The sequence below is a fragment of the Streptomyces sp. NBC_01689 genome (assembly GCF_036250675.1).
Classification (GTDB): domain Bacteria; phylum Actinomycetota; class Actinomycetes; order Streptomycetales; family Streptomycetaceae; genus Streptomyces.
Genome location: NZ_CP109592.1, coordinates 4,411,092 through 4,436,541, shown reverse-complemented (window position 1 = coordinate 4,436,541; position 25,450 = coordinate 4,411,092). Strand labels below are relative to the sequence as shown.

Genomic DNA, 25,450 nt, shown 5'->3' with positions numbered 1-25,450 from the left:
CGTCACCGGCGCCCCTTTCGCGTGTTCCACCCCCATGTATCCAGGAAGAAGCAGCCACCGTGTCTGACCCGAACCTGAACGAAGCCAGCGAGTCGGTCGAGTCCGTTGACGACGAGCTGGACATCGTCGAGGGAGCGGACGTCGTGGACGAGTTCGAGGCTGCCGATGCCGCCGCCGGCGAGCCCGCCGAGGAAACGGCCCTGCACGTCGAGGACGAGTCCGGTGAGGACGTCGAGGACGAGGACGTCCCCGCGGACGCCCTCGCCGAGAGCACCGAGACCGCCGAGGACGAGGACGCCGACGAGGCGGAGGCCGAGCCGGCCGAGCCCGTCGACCCCGTGCAGGCCCTCCGTGAGGAGCTCCGCACCCTCCCCGGCGAGTGGTACGTCATCCACACCTACGCCGGTTACGAGAACCGCGTGAAGACCAACCTCGAACAGCGTGCCGTCTCGCTGAACGTCGAGGACTTCATCTTCCAGGCCGAGGTGCCGCAGGAAGAGGTCGCGCAGATCAAGAACGGCGAGCGCAAGACCATCCGCCAGAACAAGCTCCCCGGCTACGTGCTGGTGCGCATGGACCTGACGAACGAGTCCTGGGGCGTCGTCCGCAACACTCCCGGCGTCACCGGCTTCGTGGGCAACGCCTACGACCCGTACCCGCTGACCCTGGACGAGATCGTCAAGATGCTCGCCCCGGAGGCCGAGGAGAAGGCCGCGCGCGAGGCCGCCGAGGCCGAGGGCAAGCCCGCTCCGCAGCGCAAGGTCGAGGTCCAGGTGCTGGACTTCGAGGTCGGCGACTCGGTCACCGTCACGGACGGTCCGTTCGCCACGCTGCAGGCGACCATCAACGAGATCAATGCCGACTCGAAGAAGGTCAAGGGTCTCGTCGAGATCTTCGGCCGCGAGACCCCGGTCGAGCTCTCCTTCGACCAGATCCAGAAGAACTAGCGGCTTCTGGACGTACGTCTTCCGAACAGGTCAGACGGGCTCACGCGGCCCGTCTGACCTGCTCGGTTTTTGGCCCCGCATGGATACCCGTTATCGTTGTGCGGTATGCCTCCATCCGGATGAACCGGACGAAGGCTGAAAACTCTCACTAGGACCCGGAGAGAGCACATGCCTCCCAAGAAGAAGAAGGTCACGGGGCTCATCAAGCTCCAGATCAACGCCGGTGCGGCGAACCCGGCCCCGCCGGTCGGCCCCGCGCTCGGTCAGCACGGCGTCAACATCATGGAGTTCTGCAAGGCCTACAACGCGGCGACCGAGTCGCAGCGTGGCTGGGTGATCCCGGTGGAGATCACGGTCTACGAGGACCGTTCCTTCACCTTCATCACCAAGACTCCGCCGGCCGCCAAGATGATCCTCAAGGCCGCCGGTGTCGAGAAGGGCTCGGGCGAGCCGCACAAGACCAAGGTCGCCAAGATCACCGAGGCGCAGGTCCGTGAGATCGCCACGACCAAGCTTCCCGACCTGAACGCCAACGACCTGGACGCCGCGTCGAAGATCATCGCCGGCACCGCCCGTTCCATGGGCATCACGGTCGAGGGCTGACGCCCACCTTCGTAAGGCCACGCGGCGCGAGCCGCACATCGAGAACGACGTGGCAGGGCCTGCTCGGCCCGCACCACGACTCCTCAGAACACATCAGGAGCAGTAGTGAGCAAGCGCAGCAAGTCTCTCCGCGCTGCGGACGCCAAGATCGACCGGGAGAAGCTCTACGCCCCGCTCGAGGCCGTCCGTCTCGCCAAGGAGACCTCCACGAGCAAGTTCGACGGCACCGTCGAGGTCGCCTTCCGCCTGGGTGTCGACCCGCGCAAGGCCGACCAGATGGTCCGTGGCACCGTGAACCTCCCGCACGGCACCGGCAAGACCGCCCGGGTCCTGGTCTTCGCGACCGGTGACCGTGCCGAGGCCGCACTCGCCGCGGGCGCCGACATCGTCGGCTCCGACGAGCTCATCGACGAGGTGTCGAAGGGCCGTCTGGACTTCGACGCCGTCGTCGCCACCCCGGACCTCATGGGCAAGGTCGGCCGCCTCGGCCGCGTCCTCGGCCCGCGTGGTCTGATGCCGAACCCGAAGACCGGCACCGTGACCCCGGACGTGGCCAAGGCCGTGACCGAGATCAAGGGCGGCAAGATCGAGTTCCGCGTCGACAAGCACTCGAACCTCCACTTCATCATCGGCAAGACCTCCTTCGACGAGGCCAAGCTGGTGGAGAACTACGGCGCCGCGCTCGACGAGATCCTTCGTCTGAAGCCGTCGGCCGCCAAGGGTCGCTACATCAAGAAGGCCGCGATCAGCACCACGATCGGCCCCGGCGTTCCCGTCGACCCGAACCGCACCCGCAACCTCCTCGTCGAGGAGGACCCGGCCGCCGTCTGAGCCCTCCGCTCACCCCGGTGACCGCGTCGCATACGCGTTCTTGGCACGGGCCCCGCAACCTTTCGAGGTGCGGGGCCCGTCCCCATTCCCGGACAGATATTCCGATACGGGTGTCAGTGGGCTGCGCTACCGTGCGGCTCTCAGGATCTGCATAGGGGTGGGGACAGATGAAGAGCACGACCGCGCGCCGCGTGACCCTCGCGATCGCTCTGGTGAGCGCGCTGACGACGGTGGCCGCCTGCTCGTCGGGCGGGTCCGGGACGGACGACAAGGCGGCCCACAAGGGCGTGACCCGGGTCAGCCCCCTGGCGGCGCTGCAGTCCGCCGAGAAGTCCACCGACGGCGCGGACTCGGCCAGGATCGAGTCGACGGCGACCATGGGCACCCTGATGTCCATGAAGTCGGACGGCGTCATGGGCTGGCGCGACGGCCTCGTCGGCGACGTGACCATCACCTACACCGGCGGCACCATGGCCGACACGATGCGCAAGGCGGGCACGACGTCCATGGAGGCCCGCTATCTGTCCGACGCCTACTACGCGAAGATGGGCGAGGCCTTCGCCCGGCAGGCCGGCGGCAAGCACTGGATCAGGTACGCGTACGACGACCTGTCGATGCTCGGAGGCGGCTCCGGAGCGTTCCTCAAGGACCAGATGCAGAACAACTCGCCGAACCAGTCGGTGAAGCTCCTGCTGGCCTCCGGGGACGTGAAGAAGGTCGGTGAGGAGAAGGTCCGCGGCAAGCAGACCACGCACTACGCGGGCACCCTGGACGTCTCGGACTTCGCCGCCCGCAGCTCCCACCTCTCCGCGGGTCAACTCGCCGACATGAAGAAGCAGTTCACCGCGGCCGGGCTCACCACGGAGGACGTCGACATCTGGATCGACAGCGACGACCTGCTGGTCAAGGCCGTCTCCAAGGGCGACCTCTCCACCGGCACGATGTCCTCCACCTCGTACTACAGCGACTACGGGGTGAAGGTCTCCGCCCAGGCGCCCCCGGCGGGCGACACGGCCGACTTCAAAGACCTGCTGAAGACACAGGGCGCCGCGGGCTGAGCCCACCCGAGGTTCAAGAAAGCCAAAAGAATTGGCAAGACCACACCCGCCTCCCTGGGTTACGCTCACCCCGAATCTGTGAGTCGTTCATGTGTTCCCTGGGGGGATCCTGATGTTTTCTGTGCGTGGTTCCGTGCGTCGTGGAGCGACGGGGGCGGCGCTCGCCGCCCTGGTCCTCGGAGGCGGAGCCGTCTCCTGCGGGAAGAGCGACGAGTCGCCGAAGATGACGCCGGCCGCGGCCGTGGCGAAGGCGGCGAAGAACGCGGAGGCCATCACGTCGCTGACGTACCGGATGACCGGCAAGGTCCCGGAGACCGGCCGGGTCGAGGCCGAGGCGACGATGAGCATGAAGCCGCCGGCCATGAGCATGAAGATGAACGCTCTCGACCAGGGTGCCGACGGCAAGATGGAGATCCGGCTCGTCGACCAGGCGATGTACCTGGGCGGGGGAGAGGCGACGGCCAAGGAGCTGGACGGCAAGAGCTGGATGAAGTTCGACCTCTCCGGAGCGGACAAGGGCGCCGGCGCCGGCGCCGGCAAGGTGCCGAGCCAGGCCGGCCAGGACCCGTCCCAGGAGTCCACGTTCCTGACCGGCTCCAAGGACGTGAAGAAGGTCGGTACCGAGAAGGTCGACGGCGTCGACACCACGCACTACAAGGGCACGGTCACCCTCGACGAACTCCGCGCCGGTCTCAAGGACCAGGACAAGGAGACGCGGGAGAAGCGTGAGAAGAGCCTGAAGCAGTACGAGGACCTGGGCGCCGACAAGCTCACGATGGACATGTGGGTCGGGCCGGACGACCGCACCAAGCAGGTCCGGGTGCGTGCCGCCGCCGACAAGGGCCCCTTCGACGTCACCCTGACCTTCCTGGACTACAACAAGCCGGTGACCGTGAAGGCCCCGCCGGCCAAGGACACCGTCGACCTGGCGGAGATGATGAAGCAGGCCCAGCAGGGCTGACCCCGGGCGCTGTCGAGCGGATTTGCTTGACAGCGCGCCCTTCACGTACTGTTCCCGAGAAGCCAAAGACCGCTGGTCGTTGCTTCGCGCTCGCAAGAGGGTGAAGTGGCCGAAGGATCCGCTGAAACTGCGGACGACCCGCGTAGGTGACCGTGGATGTACTCCCGGAGTTCGCTCGCCCAGCGTGCGGACCTGCCGGTCGAGTCACGCCCCGTGCGCCTGCGCCGGGGCGTTTCGTTTTGTCGGCCCCTTCTGAGCGGTCCTCATCACCCGGAAGGAGGCCACGCTCTATGGCAAGGCCCGACAAGGCTGCCGCGGTAGCCGAGCTCGCGGACCAGTTCCGCAGCTCGAACGCCGCCGTGCTGACCGAGTACCGGGGTCTCACCGTGGCGCAGCTCAAGACGCTGCGCCGTTCGCTCGGTGAAGACGCCCAGTACGCCGTGGTGAAGAACACGCTGACCAAGATTGCGGCCAACGAGGCCGGGATCTCCACGCTCGACGACCTGTTCAACGGTCCGACGGCGGTCGCCTTCATCACCGGTGACCCGGTGGTGTCGGCGAAGGGTCTTCGTGACTTCGCCAAGGACAACCCCAACCTCGTCATCAAGGGCGGTGTCCTTGACGGCAAGGCGCTGTCCGCCGACGAGATCAAGAAGCTTGCGGACCTCGAGTCCCGCGAGGTTCTGCTCGCCAAGCTGGCGGGTGCCTTCAAGGGCAAGCAGTCCCAGACTGCCTCGCTCTTCCAGGCGCTTCCCTCGAAGTTCGTCCGCACCGCGGAGGCGCTTCGTGCCAAGCAGGCCGAGCAGGGCGGTGCCGAGTAATTCGGCTCGCGCATTGACCGCCGCCTGAGGTGACGGTCGCAGCGGGCCGAACGTACGCCCGCCTCACCAGTACATCCGGCACCTGCCGAATTAGTGGAAGGACGCCATCATGGCGAAGCTGTCCCAGGAAGAGCTGCTCGAGCAGTTCGAGAACCTGACCCTCATCGAGCTGGCCGAGTTCGTCAAGGCCTTCGAGGAGAAGTTCGACGTCACCGCCGCCGCCGCGGTCGCCGTGGCCGGCCCCGCCGCCGCCGGCGCGCCCGCCGAGGCCGCTGAGGAGCAGGACGAGTTCGACGTCATCCTCACGGGTGCCGGCGAGAAGAAGATCCAGGTCATCAAGGTCGTGCGTGAGCTGACCTCCCTGGGCCTGAAGGAGGCCAAGGACCTCGTCGACGGCGCTCCGAAGCCCGTCCTCGAGAAGGTCGCCAAGGAGGCCGCCGAGAAGGCCGCCGAGTCCCTCAAGGGCGCCGGCGCCTCCGTCGAGGTCAAGTAAGTCCCAGGAGCCCGCTGAGGGCTCCGCGCGAGCTGTCGCAGTCGCCCGCGTGGCGCTGTAACGCTGACGCACCGCAGAGCGATCACCCAACTGGGTGGTCGCTCTTCGGCGTTCCGAGGGCCCGGCGGCGACTGCCTTGCACTGTGGTTTCCGGCGAGTATGGTGATCTTCGTTGTGCCTCCGGCCGAGCCCGTGACGGGCTGCTAGACGGGCTGCAAGACAGGTTGCACGTGACGATCGCGGCACTTGCTCTGGGCATGAGGGGCCTTGACGAACCGCACGCAGCGCGCAATTCTCAGGACGCGTCGTCACAACGATCCGGATCCGAGGCATGGATCGGTGACGAAGAGGGCAGTATCGATGTGCATTGAGGGCGTGGCTTGCCGCAGGTGTTGACGACAACGAGGGTCTCAGAAATCGAGACTGGACATCAGTGGGCCTAGTGGCTACACTGACCCTTTGCGCTGCCTGTTAGCTGCCTCCTGCCCGTCACCAGGGGCATGCCCTCGCTTGAGCACCGACGATCGGACCATCTCTGACCTGGCCTTTCAGGCCGAGTCGGAAACAGTCTGTCTCTGTGCCCCGGTGGGGGGCCGGTACGCGCGTAGTGAGTCCGAGCCCTCGGAAGGACCCCCTCTTGGCCGCCTCGCGCACTGCCTCGACCGCGAATACGAACAACGGCGCCAGCACCGCCCCGCTGCGCATCTCCTTTGCAAAGATCAAGGAGCCCCTCGAGGTTCCGAACCTTCTTGCGCTGCAAACCGAGAGCTTCGACTGGCTGCTCGGAAACGAAGCGTGGAAGGCTCGTGTCGAGGCGGCTCTGGACAGCGGACAGGACGTCCCCACGAAGTCCGGTCTGGAGGAGATCTTCGAGGAGATCTCCCCGATCGAGGACTTCTCCGGGTCGATGTCCCTGACGTTCCGCGACCACCGCTTCGAGCCCCCGAAGAACTCCATCGACGAGTGCAAGGAGCGCGACTTCACGTACGCGGCCCCGCTCTTCGTCACCGCCGAGTTCACCAACAACGAGACCGGCGAGATCAAGTCCCAGACGGTCTTCATGGGCGACTTCCCGCTCATGACCAACAAGGGCACCTTCGTCATCAACGGCACCGAGCGTGTCGTGGTGTCCCAGCTGGTCCGCTCGCCGGGCGTCTACTTCGACTCCTCCATCGACAAGACGTCCGACAAGGACATCTTCTCGGCCAAGGTCATCCCCTCCCGGGGTGCCTGGCTGGAGATGGAGATCGACAAGCGCGACATGGTCGGTGTCCGCATCGACCGCAAGCGCAAGCAGTCCGTCACCGTCCTCCTGAAGGCTCTCGGCTGGACCACCGAGCAGATCCTCGAGGAGTTCGGCGAGTACGAGTCCATGCGCGCCACCCTGGAGAAGGACCACACCCAGGGCCAGGACGACGCGCTGCTCGACATCTACCGCAAGCTGCGTCCGGGCGAGCCCCCGACCCGTGAGGCCGCGCAGACGCTGCTCGAGAACCTCTACTTCAACCCGAAGCGCTACGACCTGGCCAAGGTCGGCCGCTACAAGGTCAACAAGAAGCTGGGCGGTGAAGCCCCGCTGGACGCCGGCATCCTGACCGTCGAGGACATCATCTCGACGATCAAGTACCTGGTGAAGCTGCACGCGGGCGAGACCGAGACCGTCGGCGACAACGGCACCTCGATCGTCGTCGAGACCGACGACATCGACCACTTCGGCAACCGTCGTCTGCGCAACGTCGGCGAGCTCATCCAGAACCAGGTCCGCACGGGTCTGGCTCGTATGGAGCGCGTCGTGCGCGAGCGCATGACCACCCAGGACGTCGAGGCGATCACGCCGCAGACCCTGATCAACATCCGGCCGGTCGTCGCCTCCATCAAGGAGTTCTTCGGCACCAGCCAGCTGTCGCAGTTCATGGACCAGAACAACCCGCTGTCGGGTCTCACCCACAAGCGCCGTCTGTCGGCGCTCGGCCCGGGTGGTCTCTCCCGTGAGCGGGCCGGCTTCGAGGTCCGTGACGTGCACCCCTCGCACTACGGCCGCATGTGCCCGATCGAGACGCCTGAAGGCCCGAACATCGGTCTGATCGGCTCGCTCGCCTCCTACGGCCGGGTCAACGCGTTCGGTTTCGTCGAGACGCCGTACCGCAAGGTCACCGGCGGTGTCGTCACCGACGACGTCGACTACCTGACGGCCGACGAGGAGGACCGCTTCGTCATCGCGCAGGCCAACGCCCCGCTGACCGACGAGCTCCGCTTCGAGGAGTCCCGCGTCCTGGTCCGCCGTCGTGGCGGAGAGGTCGACTACGTCCCCGGTGAGGACGTCGACTACATGGACGTCTCGCCGCGCCAGATGGTGTCCGTCGCGACCGCGATGATCCCGTTCCTGGAGCACGACGACGCCAACCGTGCCCTGATGGGCGCGAACATGATGCGCCAGGCCGTTCCGCTGATCAAGTCCGAGGCGCCGCTCGTCGGCACCGGCATGGAGTACCGCTGCGCCGTCGACGCCGGCGACGTGCTCAAGTCGGAGAAGGACGGTGTGGTCCAGGAGGTCTCCGCGGACTACGTCACCACCGCCAACGACGACGGCACGTACACCACGTACCGCCTGCACAAGTTCTCCCGCTCCAACCAGGGCACGTCCGTCAACCAGAAGGTTGTCGTGGACGAGGGCGCCCGGGTCATCGCCGGCCAGGTCCTGGCCGACGGCCCGGCGACCGAGAACGGCGAGATGGCGCTCGGCAAGAACCTGCTCGTGGCGTTCATGCCGTGGGAGGGTCACAACTACGAGGACGCGATCATCCTGTCGCAGCGCCTCGTGCAGGACGACGTCCTCTCCTCGATCCACATCGAGGAGCACGAGGTCGACGCCCGTGACACCAAGCTCGGCCCCGAGGAGATCACCCGGGACATCCCGAACGTCTCCGAGGAGGTCCTCGCCGACCTCGACGAGCGCGGCATCATCCGTATCGGTGCCGAGGTCGTCGCCGGTGACATCCTCGTCGGCAAGGTCACGCCCAAGGGCGAGACCGAGCTGACCCCCGAGGAGCGCCTGCTCCGCGCGATCTTCGGTGAGAAGGCGCGCGAGGTCCGTGACACCTCGCTGAAGGTGCCGCACGGCGAGATCGGCAAGGTCATCGGCGTCCGCGTCTTCGACCGTGAAGAGGGCGACGAGCTGCCGCCGGGCGTGAACCAGCTGGTTCGTGTCTACGTGGCGCAGAAGCGCAAGATCACGGACGGTGACAAGCTCGCCGGCCGCCACGGCAACAAGGGCGTCATCTCGAAGATCCTGCCGATCGAGGACATGCCGTTCCTGGAGGACGGCACCCCGGTCGACATCATCCTCAACCCGCTCGGTGTCCCGTCCCGAATGAACCCGGGACAGGTCCTGGAGATCCACCTCGGCTGGCTGGCCAGCCGCGGCTGGGACGTCTCCGGCCTCGGGGAGGACTGGGCGCAGCGCCTGCAGGCCATCGAGGCCGACCAGGTCGCCCCGGGCACCAACGTCGCCACCCCCGTCTTCGACGGTGCGCGTGAGGACGAGCTCGCGGGTCTGCTGCAGCACACGATCCCGAACCGTGACGGCGAGCGCATGGTGCTCCCGACCGGCAAGGCGCCGCTGTTCGACGGCCGCTCCGGCGAGCCGTTCCCGGAGCCGATCTCGGTCGGCTACATGTACATCCTCAAGCTCCACCACCTGGTCGACGACAAGCTGCACGCCCGCTCGACCGGTCCGTACTCGATGATCACCCAGCAGCCGCTGGGTGGTAAGGCCCAGTTCGGTGGCCAGCGCTTCGGTGAGATGGAGGTGTGGGCACTGGAGGCGTACGGCGCCGCCTACGCCCTCCAGGAGCTGCTGACCATCAAGTCCGACGACGTGACCGGTCGCGTGAAGGTCTACGAGGCCATCGTCAAGGGCGAGAACATTCCCGAGCCCGGCATCCCCGAGTCCTTCAAGGTGCTCATCAAGGAGATGCAGTCTCTCTGCCTCAACGTGGAGGTGCTGTCCAGCGACGGTATGTCCATCGAAATGCGTGACACCGACGAGGACGTCTTCCGCGCGGCGGAGGAGCTCGGCATCGACCTGTCGCGGCGCGAGCCGAGCAGCGTCGAAGAGGTCTGACGGGAGTCCGGACAGGGGGCTCGACGATGAACATCGATGAGCCCCCGGCCGGCCCCAGGACCCCCGTATCAGACCCCATGACTTACAACCCTGAGAGGGATTGACGCATAGTGCTCGACGTCAACTTCTTCGATGAGCTCCGGATCGGTCTGGCCACCGCTGACGACATCCGTCAGTGGAGCCACGGCGAGGTCAAGAAGCCCGAGACCATCAACTACCGCACCCTGAAGCCCGAAAAGGACGGACTCTTCTGCGAGAAGATCTTCGGTCCGACCCGGGACTGGGAGTGCTACTGCGGCAAGTACAAGCGCGTCCGCTTCAAGGGCATCATCTGTGAGCGCTGTGGCGTCGAGGTCACTCGCGCCAAGGTGCGCCGTGAGCGGATGGGCCACATCGAGCTGGCCGCTCCCGTCACCCACATCTGGTACTTCAAGGGCGTTCCGTCGCGTCTGGGCTACCTGCTCGACCTCGCCCCCAAGGACCTCGAGAAGGTCATCTACTTCGCCGCGTACATGATCACGTACGTCGACGAGGAGCGCCGCACCCGCGACCTGCCCTCGCTGGAGGCGCACGTCTCCGTCGAGCGCCAGCAGATCGAGAACCGCCGCGACGCCGACCTCGAGGCCCGCGCCAAGAAGCTCGAGACCGACCTGGCCGAGCTGGAGGCCGAGGGCGCCAAGGCCGACGTGCGCCGCAAGGTGCGCGAGGGTGCCGAGCGCGAGATGAAGCAGCTGCGCGACCGCGCGCAGCGCGAGATCGACCGTCTCGACGAGGTCTGGACCCGCTTCAAGAACCTGAAGGTCCAGGACCTGGAGGGCGACGAGCTCCTCTACCGCGAGCTGCGTGACCGCTTCGGCACGTACTTCGACGGTTCGATGGGTGCCGCGGCGCTGCAGAAGCGCCTGGAGTCCTTCGACCTCGACGAGGAGGCCGAGCGCCTCCGCGAGATCATCCGCACCGGCAAGGGCCAGAAGAAGACCCGTGCGCTCAAGCGCCTCAAGGTCGTCTCCGCGTTCCTGCAGACCAGCAACAGCCCCAAGGGCATGGTGCTCGACTGCGTGCCGGTCATCCCGCCGGACCTGCGTCCGATGGTGCAGCTGGACGGTGGCCGCTTCGCGACCTCCGACCTGAACGACCTGTACCGCCGCGTGATCAACCGCAACAACCGCCTGAAGCGCCTTCTCGACCTCGGTGCCCCCGAGATCATCGTGAACAACGAGAAGCGCATGCTCCAGGAGGCCGTCGACGCGCTCTTCGACAACGGCCGTCGTGGTCGCCCGGTCACGGGCCCCGGCAACCGTCCGCTGAAGTCGCTGTCCGACATGCTCAAGGGCAAGCAGGGCCGCTTCCGTCAGAACCTGCTCGGCAAGCGTGTGGACTACTCCGCGCGTTCCGTGATCGTCGTCGGTCCGCAGCTGAAGCTGCACCAGTGCGGTCTGCCGAAGGCCATGGCGCTGGAGCTCTTCAAGCCGTTCGTGATGAAGCGCCTGGTCGACCTGAACCACGCGCAGAACATCAAGAGCGCCAAGCGGATGGTCGAGCGCGGCCGCACGGTCGTGTACGACGTCCTGGAAGAGGTCATCGCGGAGCACCCGGTTCTGCTGAACCGTGCGCCCACGCTGCACCGCCTCGGCATCCAGGCCTTCGAGCCGCAGCTGGTCGAGGGCAAGGCCATCCAGATCCACCCGCTCGTCTGCACCGCGTTCAACGCGGACTTCGACGGTGACCAGATGGCCGTCCACCTGCCCCTGTCCGCAGAGGCGCAGGCCGAGGCCCGCATCCTGATGCTGTCCTCGAACAACATCCTCAAGCCCGCCGACGGCCGCCCGGTCACGATGCCGACCCAGGACATGGTCCTCGGTCTGTTCTTCCTGACCACGGACGGCGAGCTGCGCGACGTCAAGGGCGAGGGCCGCGCGTTCGGCTCCACGGCCGAGGCGACGATGGCGTTCGACGCCGGGGAGCTCGCTCTCCAGTCGGCGGTCGACATCCGCTTCCCGGTGGGCACCATCCCGCCGCGCGGCTGGACCCCGCCGGCCGTCGAGGAGGGCGAGCCGGAGTACCAGACCGGTGACACCTTCCGCCTGCGGACGACCCTGGGCCGCGCGCTCTTCAACGAGCTGCTGCCCGAGGACTACCCGTTCGTCGACTACTCGGTGGGCAAGAAGCAGCTCTCCGAGATCGTCAACGACCTGGCCGAGCGCTACCCCAAGGTCATCGTGGCGGCGACGCTCGACAACCTGAAGGCGGCCGGCTTCTTCTGGGCGACCCGTTCCGGCGTCACCGTGGCCATCTCCGACGTCGTCGTTCCCGAGGCGAAGAAGGAGATCGTCAAGGGCTACGAGGCGCAGGACGAGAAGGTCCAGAAGCAGTACGAGCGCGGTCTGATCACCAAGGACGAGCGCACGCAGGAGCTCATCGCGATCTGGACCAAGGCGACCAACGAGGTCGCCGAGGCGATGAACGCGAACTTCCCGAAGACCAACCCCATCTTCATGATGGTCGACTCGGGTGCCCGAGGAAACATGATGCAGATGCGCCAGATCGCCGGTATGCGCGGTCTGGTGTCGAACGCCAAGAACGAGACGATCCCGCGTCCGATCAAGGCCTCCTTCCGTGAGGGCCTGTCGGTGCTGGAGTACTTCATCTCGACCCACGGTGCTCGTAAGGGTCTCGCGGACACCGCTCTGCGTACCGCCGACTCGGGTTACCTCACCCGTCGTCTGGTCGACGTCTCCCAGGACGTCATCATCCGCGAGGAGGACTGCGGCACCGACCGCGGCCTCAAGCTGCACATCGCGGAGCGCGGCGCGGACGGCGTGCTGCGCAAGGCGGAGAACGTCGAGACCAGCGTGTACGCCCGTGCGCTGGCCGAGGACATCACCGTCGACGGCAAGGTGCTGGCCCCGGCCAACACCGACCTCGGCGACGTCCTCATCGACGAGCTGGTCAAGCACGGCATCGAGGAGGTCAAGACCCGTTCGGTCCTGACCTGCGAGTCCGCCGTCGGCACCTGCGCCATGTGCTACGGCCGTTCGCTGGCCACCGGCAAGCTGGTCGACATCGGTGAGGCGGTCGGCATCATCGCCGCCCAGTCCATCGGTGAGCCCGGTACCCAGCTGACGATGCGTACCTTCCACACCGGTGGTGTGGCCGGTGACGACATCACCCAGGGTCTGCCCCGTGTCGTCGAGCTCTTCGAGGCCCGTACGCCCAAGGGTGTCGCCCCGATCTCGGAGGCGGCCGGCCGCGTCCGTATCGAGGAGACCGAGAAGACCAAGAAGATCGTCGTCACCCCGGACGACGGCAGCGACGAGACGGCGTTCCCGATCTCGAAGCGTGCCAAGGTCATGGTGCGTGAGGGTGACCACGTCGAGGTGGGCCAGAAGCTCACCTTCGGTGCCACCAACCCGCACGACGTGCTGCGGATCCTCGGTCAGCGCGCGGTCCAGGTCCACCTGGTCGGCGAGGTCCAGAAGGTCTACAACTCGCAGGGTGTGTCGATCCACGACAAGCACATCGAGATCATCATCCGGCAGATGCTGCGCCGGGTGACCATCATCGAGTCGGGCGACGCGGAGCTGCTGCCCGGCGAGCTGGTCGAGCGTTCGAAGTTCGAGACCGAGAACCGTCGTGTGGTGCAGGAAGGCGGCCACCCGGCCTCCGGCCGTCCGCAGCTGATGGGTATCACCAAGGCCTCGCTGGCGACCGAGTCGTGGCTGTCGGCGGCGTCCTTCCAGGAGACGACCAGGGTTCTGACGGACGCGGCGATCAACGCCAAGTCCGACTCCCTGATCGGCCTCAAGGAGAACGTCATCATCGGTAAGCTCATCCCGGCCGGTACGGGTCTGTCCCGTTACCGCAACATCCGGGTCGAGCCGACCGAGGAGGCCAAGGCCGCGATGTACTCGGCCGTCGGCTACGACGACATCGACTACTCGCCGTTCGGCACGGGCTCCGGCCAGGCCGTTCCGCTGGAGGACTACGACTACGGTCCGTACAACCAGTAAGGCGTACGTCAACTGGCGGGCGGTCACCCTTCGCGGGTGGCCGCCCGTCGGCGTTTCCCAGGCCGGTACGGCGCTCCGGGTGTCCTGCGGGAACCCGTGCCGGAAATGGCACGTTGGAGCATGATGGAGGGATCCGTCTGGGGGGAGGCATTCCGTGTCGTACCCGACGCCGTGGCAGCCGTGGCAGGGGCAGGGCGGGCCGTCGATGCTCGCGTCGCACGCCGACCGGGAGCGGGCGGTGGACGTCCTCAGAGCGGGCTTCGGCGAAGGCCGCCTGGAACAGGACGAGTTCGAGAAACGAGTGGCGCGCGCGTACGCGGCGCGGACGGTCGGTGAGCTCGCCGTGCTGGTCGGCGACCTCCCGCACGGACCGGTGCCGATGACCGCCGTGGCCGGTCCCGTCGTCCCGCAGACCTTCCTGCCCGCGCCGCGTCCGGCGACCAACGGGAAGGCGGTGGGCGCCCTGGTCTGCGGTGTGCTCACCGTGGTGACGCTCGGTGCCACCGGCATTCCCGCGGTGGTCCTGGGGCACTCGGCGCGCTCGGAGATGCGCCGTACGGGTGAGAGCGGCGAGGGGTTCGCGATGACCGGCCTCGTCCTGGGCTGGCTGTCGGTCTCGGGCTGGGCGCTGTTCCTGATGCTCGTCATGGTCGTGGCGGTGGGGTCAGGGGGCTGAGCGCCCGGACCGCGCGCGGACCGGCTGGGGCCGCGCGTGGACGGGCTGGGGCCGCGCGTGGACCGGGCGGGGGGCCGGCCAGGCCTTGGACCGGCTGGGGTCCGGGCGGGGGCCGCACCTGGACCGACTGGAGGCAGGCGGGGGCCGGGCTCGGGTCGCTCGGCCGCGGCCCTGGACCCGGTGGCGTCCGCCGGGCGGCCGTGGGCCCGCCGCCCCGGTGGTAGATCTCCGTCCTCCCGCTCATCGCCCATGAACATGTCGCCCGGCGTGGGAGCAGGTCCGCCGAGGAGGGGGCGGTCTGAGTCGCCTCTCGGAGGCGTGCAGTGCCCGCCGACAGCCTGCCGGCGGGCGGCTCCCGGCCGTGGGGGCGGCTGACCCACTCGGAGCGCGACCGTGTGCGCGGAGGGGCGGAGGAGGGCGAGGGGGACGCCCGTCCCGGCCCGTCACCTCGGCCGTCCCACACGACGTACCTGCGCCCGTCGCGTACGGCGCCCGGTCAGGTCGTTCTGGTACGGCGTCTCTCTCCGAGGCCGTCCCGCTCGTCACGTTCGCGCCGCGCCGTCCGTCGGCCGTACGCGCCGCCGTCCGTCGGCCGTGCGTGCGGGCCAGGTCCGGCAGCAGGACCGCGAAACGCCGCCGCACGCTCATCGAGGCGAACTCCGGTCGCCGTCGGGTGAACGGCTCAGGAAATCACGGAGGCGTCTGTGCCCGACGACCACCGCCCGTACCGGCGCCGGCCGTGGCCGCCCGGTCAGCACCGCGGCCTCGCGGCGGCGGCCCCGCGGCGGACGGATCGACGTACCGAAAGCGCGGCACGGCGGAGCCCGAAAGGGCACGATCCGGCCAGGACGCGCGCCTTCTGTGCCAGGCTCCCGCGGGGCCCGCGGGCCCCGCGGGCCCCGCGGGGCCTGTCGTAGGAGGGCCGCGGAGAGCCGTCCGGGTCGTCGTGGAGGCGGCGGGCGAGCCGGGCCGAGGGGGGTGGGAAGTCCGGCGTGTCGCCCTGGACAGCATTTGTTTTGACCGAAGTCCGTGAGGTAGGTACGCTCAGACCTTGTGCCTGGGGTGTGCCCTGGCTCGCGTGCGTGCCTTCAAACCGCAAGGCGAGCCGTAACCGGCCACCGCAATCTGCGCCCTTTCCGCCTCGCGGCGGGAATCTGCAGCATTCGACACACCCGACCGCGTGGGTCGGAGATGTTTCAGGTTAGCTTCACCATTCGGCACACAGAAACCGGAGAAGTAGTGCCTACGATCCAGCAGCTGGTCCGGAAGGGCCGGCAGGACAAGGTCGAGAAGAACAAGACGCCCGCACTCGAGGGTTCGCCCCAGCGTCGTGGCGTCTGCACGCGTGTGTTCACGACCACCCCGAAGAAGCCGAACTCGGCCCTGCGTAAGGTCGCGCGTGTGCGTCTGACCAGCGGGATCGAAGTCACCGCTTACATTCCGGGTGAGGGACACAACCTGCAGGAGCACTCCATCGTGCTCGTGCGCGGCGGCCGTGTGAAGGACCTGCCGGGTGTTCGCTACAAGATCATCCGCGGCTCGCTCGACACCCAGGGTGTCAAGAACCGCAAGCAGGCCCGCAGCCGCTACGGCGCCAAGAAGGAGAAGTAAGAATGCCTCGTAAGGGCCCCGCCCCGAAGCGCCCGGTCATCATCGACCCGGTCTACGGTTCTCCTCTTGTCACGTCGCTGATCAACAAGGTGCTGCTCAACGGCAAGCGCTCCACCGCCGAGCGCATCGTCTACGGCGCCATGGAGGGTCTGCGTGAGAAGACGGGCAACGACCCGATCATCACGCTGAAGCGCGCGCTGGAGAACATCAAGCCGACCCTCGAGGTCAAGTCCCGCCGCGTCGGCGGTGCGACGTACCAGGTTCCGATCGAGGTCAAGCCCGGTCGCGCCAACACGCTCGCGCTGCGCTGGCTGGTCGGTTACTCCCGCGCCCGTCGCGAGAAGACCATGACCGAGCGTCTGCTCAACGAACTTCTCGACGCGTCCAACGGCCTCGGTGCCGCTGTGAAGAAGCGCGAGGACACCCACAAGATGGCCGAGTCCAACAAGGCCTTCGCGCACTACCGCTGGTAGTCGCTACCCACATCGAGACCGAGAGAAGACTGAAGCCTTATGGCTACCACTTCACTTGACCTGGCCAGGGTCCGCAACATCGGGATCATGGCCCACATCGACGCGGGCAAGACGACCACCACCGAGCGGATCCTCTTCTACACCGGCGTCAGCTACAAGATCGGTGAGGTCCACGACGGCGCTGCCACCATGGACTGGATGGAGCAGGAGCAGGAGCGTGGCATCACGATCACCTCTGCTGCCACCACCTGTCACTGGCCGCTTGAGGACAACGACTACACGATCAACATCATCGACACCCCGGGGCACGTCGACTTCACGGTCGAGGTGGAGCGTTCGCTCCGCGTCCTCGACGGTGCCGTCACGGTGTTCGATGGTGTCGCCGGTGTCGAGCCGCAGTCCGAGACGGTGTGGCGTCAGGCCGACCGTTACGGCGTGCCGCGCATCTGCTTCGTGAACAAGCTGGACCGTACCGGCGCCGAGTTCCACCGCTGCGTGGACATGATCAAGGACCGGCTCGGTGCCGTTCCGATCATCATGCAGCTGCCGATCGGTGCCGAGATGGACTTCAAGGGCGTTGTGGACCTGGTCCGCATGAAGGCGCTCGTGTGGTCCGCCGAGGCGGCCAAGGGCGAGATGTACGACGTCGTCGACATCCCCGCCACGCACGCCGAGGCTGCCGAGGAGTACCGCGGCAAGCTGGTCGAGACCGTCGCCGAGCACGACGACGAGATCATGGAGATGTTCCTCGAGGGCCAGGAGCCCACCGAGGAGCAGCTGTACGCCGCGATCCGTCGCATCACCATCGCGTCCGGCAAGGGTGGCGGCGTCACCGTCACTCCCGTGTTCTGTGGCACCGCGTTCAAGAACAAGGGCGTCCAGCCCCTGCTCGACGCGGTCGTGCGCTACCTGCCGACCCCCCTGGACGTCGAGGCCATCGAGGGCCACGACGTGAAGGACCCCGAGGTCGTCGTCAAGCGCAAGCCGTCCGAGGACGAGCCGCTGTCCGCCCTCGCGTTCAAGATCATGAGCGACCCGCACCTGGGCAAGCTCACCTTCGTCCGGGTCTACTCGGGCCGCCTGGAGTCGGGTTCGGCTGTGCTGAACTCGGTCAAGGGCAAGAAGGAGCGCATCGGCAAGATCTACCGTATGCACGCGAACAAGCGTGAGGAGATCGAGTCGGTGGGCGCCGGCGACATCGTCGCCGTCATGGGCCTGAAGCAGACCACCACCGGTGAGACGCTGTCCGACGACAAGAACCCGGTCATCCTGGAGTCCATGGACTTCCCGGCGCCGGTCATTCAGGTCGCCATCGAGCCCAAGTCCAAGGGTGACCAGGAGAAGCTGGGTGTCGCCATCCAGCGCCTCGCGGAGGAGGACCCCTCCTTCCAGGTTCACTCGGACGAGGAGACCGGCCAGACCATCATCGGTGGTATGGGCGAACTGCACCTCGAGGTGCTGGTCGACCGTATGCGCCGTGAGTTCAAGGTCGAGGCCAACGTCGGCAAGCCGCAGGTCGCCTACCGTGAGACGATCCGCAAGACCGTCGAGCGTCACGACTACACCCACAAGAAGCAGACCGGTGGTACCGGTCAGTTCGCCAAGGTGCAGATCGCGATCGAGCCCATCACCGAGACCGACGGTCCGGCGTACGAGTTCGTGAACAAGGTGACCGGTGGCCGTATCCCGCGGGAGTACATCCCGTCGGTGGACGCCGGTGCGCAGGAGGCCATGCAGTTCGGCATCCTGGCCGGCTACGAGATGACGGGCGTCCGCGTCATTCTTCTCGACGGTGGCTACCACGAGGTCGACTCCTCCGAGCTCGCGTTCAAGATCGCCGGTTCGCAGGCGTTCAAGGAGGCCGCGCGCAAGGCCAGCCCCGTGCTGCTCGAGCCGATGATGGCCGTCGAGGTCACCACGCCCGAGGAGTCGATGGGCGATGTCATCGGCGACCTCAACTCCCGCCGTGGCCAGATCCAGGCCATGGAGGAGCGCAGCGGCGCCCGTGTCGTGAAGGGCCTCGTGCCCCTCTCGGAGATGTTCGGCTACGTCGGCGACCTCCGCAGCAAGACGTCGGGTCGCGCAAGCTACTCGATGCAGTTCGACTCCTACGCCGAGGTTCCCCGGAACGTCGCCGAGGAGATCATCGCGAAGGCCAAGGGCGAGTAACACACCCCGTTTACACGCTTTAGGCTTGACACCGACCGCCGGGGCTCACCCGGGAGGGCACAACCCCGGCGGGCGGCATCCCAGCAAAGATCACCTGGCGCCGATGAGTAAGGCGTACCAGAACCACTCCACAGGAGGACCCAGTGGCGAAGGCGAAGTTCGAGCGGACTAAGCCGCACGTCAACATCGGCACCATCGGTCACATCGACCACGGTAAGACGACCCTCACGGCCGCCATTACCAAGGTGCTGCACGACGCGTTTCCGGACCTGAACGAGGCCTCGGCCTTCGACCAGATCGACAAGGCTCCTGAGGAGCGCCAGCGCGGTATCACCATCTCCATCGCGCACGTCGAGTACCAGACGGAGACCCGTCACTACGCCCACGTCGACTGCCCCGGTCACGCGGACTACATCAAGAACATGATCACGGGTGCGGCGCAGATGGACGGCGCCATCCTCGTCGTCGCCGCCACGGACGGCCCGATGCCGCAGACCAAGGAGCACGTGCTCCTGGCCCGCCAGGTCGGCGTTCCGTACATCGTCGTCGCCCTGAACAAGGCCGACATGGTGGACGACGAGGAGATCCTGGAGCTCGTCGAGCTCGAGGTCCGTGAGCTGCTCTCCGAGTACGAGTTCCCGGGCGACGACCTGCCGGTCGTCAAGGTCTCGGCGCTCAAGGCCCTCGAGGGCGACAAGGAGTGGGGCCAGTCCGTCCTCGACCTGATGAAGGCCGTCGACGAGAACATCCCGCAGCCCGAGCGTGACGTCGACAAGCCGTTCCTGATGCCGATCGAGGACGTCTTCACGATCACCGGTCGTGGCACCGTCGTCACCGGTCGTATCGAGCGTGGTGTCCTCAAGGTCAACGAGACCGTCGACATCGTGGGCATCAAGCAGGAGAAGACCACCACCACGGTCACCGGCATCGAGATGTTCCGCAAGCTCCTCGACGAGGGCCAGGCGGGCGAGAACGTCGGTCTGCTCCTCCGTGGCATCAAGCGCGAGGACGTCGAGCGCGGCCAGGTCATCATCAAGCCCGGTTCGGTCACGCCGCACACCGAGTTCGAGGCCCAGGCCTACATCCTGTCCAAGGACGAGGGCGGCCGTCACACGCCGTTCTTCAACAACTACCGTCCCCAGTTCTACTTCCGTACGACGGACGTGACGGGCGTTGTGACCCTCCCCGAGGGCACCGAGATGGTCATGCCGGGCGACAACACCGAGATGACCGTTGCGCTCATCCAGCCCGTCGCCATGGAGGAGGGCCTCAAGTTCGCCATCCGTGAGGGTGGCCGGACCGTGGGCGCCGGCCAGGTCATCAAGATCAACAAGTAGTCTCTTGTCGGTCTGATCTCCTGGTAGCTCCTCGCGAGCTCCTTGAAGGGGCCCGTACGACTTCGGTCGTACGGGCCCTTTCGCGTTCCGGGACCGGGACGGCGCCCCCCCGGAATCCCGAGGGCGCCGTCCCAGGAGGCACCTCACCGCACGGCAGCTCACCGCACGGCATGTCTCCTCACGGAGTGTCTCCTCACCAGGCGACGGGCAGGGCCAGCGGGCCGCGGATCATCGTGCGCTGCCGGAAGGGGACCTCGTCGGCGGGCACGGCGAGGCGCAGGCCGGGGAGGCGGTCGAGCAGGGTGTCGATCAGCAGCTGGAGCTGCATACGGGAGAAGACGGCGCCGGTGCAGAAGTGAGGCCCGTTGCCGAACGCCACGTGCGCGTCGGCGTCCCGGTCGAAGTCGATCCGGTCGGGGTCGGCGAAGACCTCCGGATCGCGGTTCGCGGCGAGGTACGACACGTACACGGCGTCGCCCGCCCTGATGCGGACGCCGTGGAGGTCGACGTCCTCCGTGGCGATCCGGGGCAGGCCCACCGCGGCCCGGTGCGGGATGTGACGCAGCAGCTCCTCGATGGCCGCGGGGCGGGACGCGGGGTCGCTGCGCAACCGTTCCAGCAGGTCGGGCCGGGTCAGCAGGAGATAGAACATCTGCCCGGAGTTGTTGGTGACGGCCTCTCCGCCGATCTGGAGCGGGCCGGCGACGCTGACCGCCTCCTCCTCGCCGAGTTCGCCCCGCCGCACGGCGGCACCGAGCAGCGACAGCACGTCCTCGCTGTCGCTGTCGCGGCGGTCCCGGACGGCCTGCCCGATCCACCCGAACAGCCCCTTCTTGGCGAGTTCGGCGGCGTCGGCGCCGCCCGCGGTGGAGATGATCTCCCGCGTCCAGTCGTGCAGCTTCCGCCGTTCGTCCTCGGGAACTCCCATGACCTCGCAGACGACCGAGATCGGGAAGGGTTCGAGGACCCGTGCGACGAGATCGGCGGGCGATCCGTCCCGCACCATGTCGTCGACCAGGGCGTCCAGCATCTCCTGGGCGCGCGGGCGCAGCCGCTTGACCGCGCTCACCGTGTAGGCGGCCGAGACGGCGTGCCGCAGCCGGTTGTGATCGGGCTGATCGGCCCAGGCCAGCGCGCCGGGCCGCGGCGCGAAGTGCGGCGCGAGCCGGGTGACCTGCCGGACAGCGGCCTCCGCCCGGCTGAACCGGGGATCATTGGTGACCGTCTTCACGTCGTCGTGCCGCGTCGCCAGCCACGCCCAGCCCTCCCCGTGCGGCAACCGGATCCGCGTCAGCGGCCCCTCCCGCATCAACTCCGCGAGCACGGGTTCGAACTCGGTCCCGACCAACGGGCCGGCGTGCCAGTCACGGACGGGCGGGAGGGACGGTTCGGGGGAGGGGGGCCCGGCCAGGGTGGTGGTCTCTTCTGCCATGGCTCCACTGTCGGGCGGTGGAGGGGGGCTGTCGCGCGGGAGTGCTCCAGCCGGAGGGCGCCACGGGGTCCCCGGCCCGAGGCCCGCCACGGCGCGTCCTCGGCTGGTGCCGCGGCACATCCGCGGTGGGGACCGTCCACTCGGTGGTGGTCACGTCCTCGCCGTACGCGACGCCCTTACGGGTGACATGCCGGGCCAGTCCGTTCCCGACCGCGGGCCCTGCCGCGCGCACCTCTGGCCGCCCGCCGCCCCCGCACCTGAGTACGCGCACTCATGTGCGGTGCGCGAGCGGGAGGGTTGGGTGGAGCTGTGCTCCCCGACTACGTCAACGCCCGTCCACGACTTCACACCGCCCGTCGGCACGGCTTGTTGCGATCGCTCTTCGCGATGAGGCCGCTACGGAATGTCACTGTCGGTAGTTAGAGTTGTTGGTGCGGCTTCGACGGTTTCGGTGTGACGGGGGAGGGCTTTGTGCTGCCAGGTGAGAGCGGACCCGCCTCGGGGACGACGTCCTCGTGGGCGTCGGGCATGTCCGGCACGGCGCGGGAGGCGGCCGGTGACGTGGTCACGGAGCTGTCGTCGTTCACGAGGTTCCGGAAGCGGGTGGACGATCTCATCCGGGAACTGGGAGGTTCGGCGGCGGGCCCGCGCCGGGTGGGCCAGGAGCCACTGGTCCGGCACCAGTTCGGCGGTGGAGCGAGCGCGTGGACGGAGGCGTCCGGCCTGTTCAGCTCGTACGGGACGGTGATCACCGAACTGGAGACTCTGTCGAAGCTGCTGTCCGACTCGATGGAGGGCATGAACATCGCGGTGCTCGCCGCGCACAAGGGCTACCGGAACGTCGACCTGGACATCCGCGACCGCATGCGGGCGATCGCCGTGGCGACCACGCAGCACTACGGCGGTGAGTACGACCCGATCCTCCCGAAGGGTCACGACAGCGACAGCGACAGCGACGGCGACGGCGACGGTGGCGCGAAGCCGGACCGGGCGGCGGCGAGCGGCGGCTCGGGCGGCAGCATCTGATGGATCCGATCGAGGAGTTGTGATGTCCGGCAAGGGGACCGGCAGCACGTCGTTCGAGGACATGAGCCACGAACAGATGCTGTCGTGGCTCGACCAGGCGGACGCCGGTACGGTGCGGGCCGCCGCCCACCGGCTGACCGCGGCCGCCAAGGAGATCCGCAAGATCGCGGAGGAACTCAAGATCCGTCCGCAGTGGGTGGAGTGGAAGGGCGAGGGGGCGGACGCGTTCCGGACCTGGACCGGCGACCTCGCCAACGCCACACTGCGCCTGGGTGACTTCGGTGCGGACTCCGCGACCTGGCTGGGCCACGCGTCCGACGCGATCGCCCAGGCGCAGGTGTCGATCCCCCGTGACCGGGCCGGCGCCCGGGCGAACCTGGACGCCGCGACAGCGGCCCACAACGACCCCGACGCGGAGACGGTGAGCCACAGGTCCACGACCGAACTCGCCGCCCTCGCCGCCGACAAGGAGAAGGTCCGGCAGGAGGCCGCCGCCCAGATGACGAAGCTGGGCCAGGCGTATCGGTGGTCTGCGACGCAACTCGACGGTTTGGAGAGGCCGAGGTTCCCGCCGCCGCCGAAGGCGATTCAGCCGGAGCCGGGCCAACTCACCCACAGCGAGGCCGTACCCATCGGCGGCAACCGTGTGCGGTCATCGACCGGCGGGGGCGCCGCGGGAGTGTCGCCCTCCGACGGATCGCATCGAGCCATGGCGGAGGCTGTCGCAGGTCATGGGCGGGGCGACGCGGGACCCGACGTGGGGGAGCCGGCCCGGTGGCTCCTCTCCGATTCCTCGGACAGCGTGGGCGTCCACATCGACGGGGCGGGCGTGCTGCAGCAGACGCCGTCGGCACCTTCGGCGGGCGCCGCGAGCCCGCCGAACGCGATCAGGGCCGATGGTGGCGGGGCGCTGCCCACCGGGCCGGTTCCCCCGGTGGCACGTGACGTACCGCGCCTGGCCGCGAATGCCCAGGGGCGGGGACGCACGGAGGCCGGCGGCCGCTCTTCGGTTCTGCCCGGACGCGGGCAGGCGGGCTCGTCTTCCAGCGGCGTGCCGGGTACCGGCGGTACGGCCGGTCCGGTGGGCTCGGCAGGCACGGCGCGGCCGGTGATCGGTGGTCGGCCCGCGGTGGTTCCGAGCCGGGGAACCGCGGGGGCGGTTCCCGGGCGGGTGCCGGGTTTCAGCAACGGCATCGTCGGTGGCCGCCCCACGTCGCCGGCCGCCGGCTCGCCCGCAGGCCGCCCGGCCGGCGGGTTGCCGCGGGGCAATGTCGTCGGCGGTGAAGGCCGCGGACCGGCCGCCGGTGGTCGTGGCCCGACTGCTCAGAGGACTCCGCCCGGTACGGGGCGAGCGGGCATCGGGCGGACCGCGGCACCGGCCGACCGGCGGAGCACGGGCGCAGACGCGATCAGCGGAGTCGTCGGCGGCCGTCCACAGCAGCAGCGTCCGGGAACCCGACCGCTCGCCTCCGGTGGTCCGGGCTCGGCACGGAACCGGCGCGTTGCCGAAGGCCAGCGCGTATCAGATACGGATGGACGTCCGGGCGGCGAGCAGGAGCCCGAGCAGCGGAACGACGGCCCGACCACCTAGCCACCGGCTGCCGACGGACCCAGCGCGGACAAAGAGGGAGCAGATGCCTGCCAACAGGATCAGAAGTGCCGGCTACAGGAGCGTCGTCTCCGGAGCCCTCGGGCTGTCATTGGTCGGCATGGCGGCCCTCCCGGCCCAGGCGGAGTCGATCCGTGAGAGGGAGTGGCACCTCACGGCCATGAGGGCCTCGCAGATGTGGCGGACCAGTACGGGCATAGGCGTCACCGTGACCGTGATCGACTCGGGAGTGAACGCCGGTCTGACCGATCTCGCGGGGCGAGTTCTCCCCGGCAGGGACGAGGCACCGGACGCCCCCGGCGACGAACGCACGGATCCCAACGGCCACGGAACGCTGATGGCCCTCCTGATCGCCGGATCCGGCAGATCCGACGGAGGCGCCGGCACCTTCGGCCTCGCGCCCGGAGTCAAGATCCTTCCCGTGCGCACACCCGACAGAGGGCTGGACAGCGGGCGCTACATCAAGGAGTTCAGTGCGACCGTGAGCCGCGGGATCCGCTTTGCCGTCGATTCCGGCTCCCGTGTGATCAACATATCGATGGGGGTCCCCGCGGGAACTGAGGAGCTCACAGCCGCCGTGAAGTACGCCTTGGACAAGGGCTCACTGATCTTCGCGGGCGTCGGAAACAGCGGCAGCGAAGACGACGGCAACCCGGTGGAGTACCCCGGCGCCACCCCGGGCGTGGTCGGCGTGGCTGCGGTGGGCAAGAACCTCCACAGGACCACCGAGTCCGAACACGGTCCCCAAGTGGACATCGCCGCTCCGGGCGAGGAGATGTACCACGCCTGCCCGAACGGCAGCGGCCTCTGCCGCTCGCACGGCACCAGCGACGCCACCGCCCTGGCCTCCGCCAGCGCCGCGCTGATCTGGTCGAAGCACCCGACCTGGACCAACAACCAGGTCCTCCGGGTCATGCTCAACACCATCGGAGGCCCCACCGACGGCGCGAAGCGCAACGACTCGATCGGTTACGGCATCGTCCGCCCACGCATCGCCCTGCGGGACCCCGGCGACCCGGGTCCTGCCGACGAGTATCCGTTGCCGGATCTCGCACCGGCGGCGCCGACGGCTCCGGCCGCGAGTGCCGCGGCGTCCAGCGGCACACATGCTTCGTCGGAGGACGACGAGTCTGCGGCCGTGGGGTTCCCGACGGATGGTGGCAACAGCACTCCGTGGATCGTGCTGGGTGCCGGGGCCGTTGTGCTCATCGGCGTCGTCGCGGCCGTTGCCACGCGTCGGCGCCGCATCTGACCGCCCGCTGGTGGCGTG

General features: G+C 68.1%; 18 protein-coding genes. 17 read left to right on the top strand and 1 reads right to left on the bottom strand.

The genetic code is table 11. From position 1 onward, the window contains the following. Positions 1-59 precede the first annotated feature (59 nt). From nusG to tuf, 14 genes are all read left to right on the top strand, one after another. Complete coding sequence (gene nusG, locus OG776_RS18790) at positions 60-947, top strand: transcription termination/antitermination protein NusG (RefSeq protein ID WP_329321768.1); 888 nt, start codon at positions 60-62, stop codon at positions 945-947. A gap of 168 nt (positions 948-1,115) precedes the next feature. Then, entirely contained in the window at positions 1,116-1,550 is a 435-nt protein-coding gene (gene rplK / locus OG776_RS18785; protein WP_020132675.1) for a 50S ribosomal protein L11, read from the top strand. Between the two features lie 105 nt (positions 1,551-1,655). Continuing rightward, a complete protein-coding gene (gene rplA, locus OG776_RS18780) occupies positions 1,656-2,381 on the top strand; it encodes a 50S ribosomal protein L1 (RefSeq protein WP_060901502.1) in 726 nt (241 codons plus the stop codon). Between the two features lie 167 nt (positions 2,382-2,548). Beyond that, complete coding sequence (locus tag OG776_RS18775; RefSeq protein ID WP_148010009.1) at positions 2,549-3,439, top strand: hypothetical protein; 891 nt, start codon at positions 2,549-2,551, stop codon at positions 3,437-3,439. A 121-nt stretch (positions 3,440-3,560) separates the two neighbouring features. Continuing rightward, positions 3,561-4,400 carry a DUF1396 domain-containing protein gene (locus tag OG776_RS18770; RefSeq protein WP_329323726.1) on the top strand — a complete coding sequence of 280 codons (840 nt, stop codon included), beginning with the start codon at positions 3,561-3,563 and terminating at the stop codon, positions 4,398-4,400. 290 nt (positions 4,401-4,690) lie between these two features. After that, entirely contained in the window at positions 4,691-5,221 is a 531-nt protein-coding gene (gene rplJ, locus OG776_RS18765) for a 50S ribosomal protein L10 (protein ID WP_148010011.1), read from the top strand. A 109-nt stretch (positions 5,222-5,330) separates the two neighbouring features. Next, the gene (gene rplL / locus OG776_RS18760; protein WP_148010012.1) at positions 5,331-5,714 is read left to right on the top strand and encodes a 50S ribosomal protein L7/L12; all 384 of its coding nucleotides are present in this window, start codon (positions 5,331-5,333) and stop codon (positions 5,712-5,714) included. Positions 5,715-6,351: 637 nt separating this feature from the next. After that, on the top strand, positions 6,352-9,837 hold the full coding sequence (rpoB, locus tag OG776_RS18755; RefSeq protein WP_148010013.1) for a DNA-directed RNA polymerase subunit beta: 3,486 nt from the start codon (positions 6,352-6,354) through the stop codon (positions 9,835-9,837). A gap of 110 nt (positions 9,838-9,947) precedes the next feature. Continuing rightward, the gene (locus OG776_RS18750) at positions 9,948-13,847 is read left to right on the top strand and encodes a DNA-directed RNA polymerase subunit beta' (protein WP_148010014.1); all 3,900 of its coding nucleotides are present in this window, start codon (positions 9,948-9,950) and stop codon (positions 13,845-13,847) included. A gap of 154 nt (positions 13,848-14,001) precedes the next feature. Next, a complete protein-coding gene (locus tag OG776_RS18745) occupies positions 14,002-14,523 on the top strand; it encodes a DUF1707 and DUF4190 domain-containing protein (protein ID WP_261994608.1) in 522 nt (173 codons plus the stop codon). A 1,239-nt stretch (positions 14,524-15,762) separates the two neighbouring features. After that, positions 15,763-16,134, top strand: coding sequence for a 30S ribosomal protein S12 (gene rpsL / locus OG776_RS18735; RefSeq protein ID WP_003948652.1), 372 nt, complete (start codon positions 15,763-15,765; stop codon positions 16,132-16,134). Positions 16,135-16,136: 2 nt separating this feature from the next. After that, a complete protein-coding gene (gene rpsG / locus OG776_RS18730; RefSeq protein ID WP_003992340.1) occupies positions 16,137-16,607 on the top strand; it encodes a 30S ribosomal protein S7 in 471 nt (156 codons plus the stop codon). Positions 16,608-16,646: 39 nt separating this feature from the next. Then, a complete protein-coding gene (gene fusA / locus OG776_RS18725; protein ID WP_148010015.1) occupies positions 16,647-18,776 on the top strand; it encodes an elongation factor G in 2,130 nt (709 codons plus the stop codon). 143 nt (positions 18,777-18,919) lie between these two features. Further along, entirely contained in the window at positions 18,920-20,113 is a 1,194-nt protein-coding gene (gene tuf / locus OG776_RS18720; RefSeq protein WP_148010016.1) for an elongation factor Tu, read from the top strand. A 193-nt stretch (positions 20,114-20,306) separates the two neighbouring features. Here tuf and OG776_RS18715 read toward each other — a convergent pair whose 3' ends face one another. Continuing rightward, positions 20,307-21,545 (bottom strand): cytochrome P450, encoded by a 1,239-nt coding sequence (locus OG776_RS18715; RefSeq protein ID WP_329321761.1) that lies wholly within the window; start codon positions 21,543-21,545, stop codon positions 20,307-20,309. 471 nt (positions 21,546-22,016) lie between these two features. Here OG776_RS18715 and OG776_RS18710 point away from each other — a divergent pair, with 471 nt between their 5' ends. The 3 genes from OG776_RS18710 to mycP are packed head-to-tail and all read left to right on the top strand — an operon-like array spanning position 22,017 to position 25,432. After that, positions 22,017-22,571, top strand: coding sequence for a hypothetical protein (locus OG776_RS18710; protein WP_329321759.1), 555 nt, complete (start codon positions 22,017-22,019; stop codon positions 22,569-22,571). Positions 22,572-22,593: 22 nt separating this feature from the next. Beyond that, positions 22,594-24,162 (top strand): translation initiation factor IF-2, encoded by a 1,569-nt coding sequence (locus tag OG776_RS18705; protein WP_329321757.1) that lies wholly within the window; start codon positions 22,594-22,596, stop codon positions 24,160-24,162. A gap of 43 nt (positions 24,163-24,205) precedes the next feature. Continuing rightward, positions 24,206-25,432 carry a type VII secretion-associated serine protease mycosin gene (gene mycP, locus OG776_RS18700; RefSeq protein ID WP_329321755.1) on the top strand — a complete coding sequence of 409 codons (1,227 nt, stop codon included), beginning with the start codon at positions 24,206-24,208 and terminating at the stop codon, positions 25,430-25,432. Positions 25,433-25,450 lie beyond the last annotated feature (18 nt).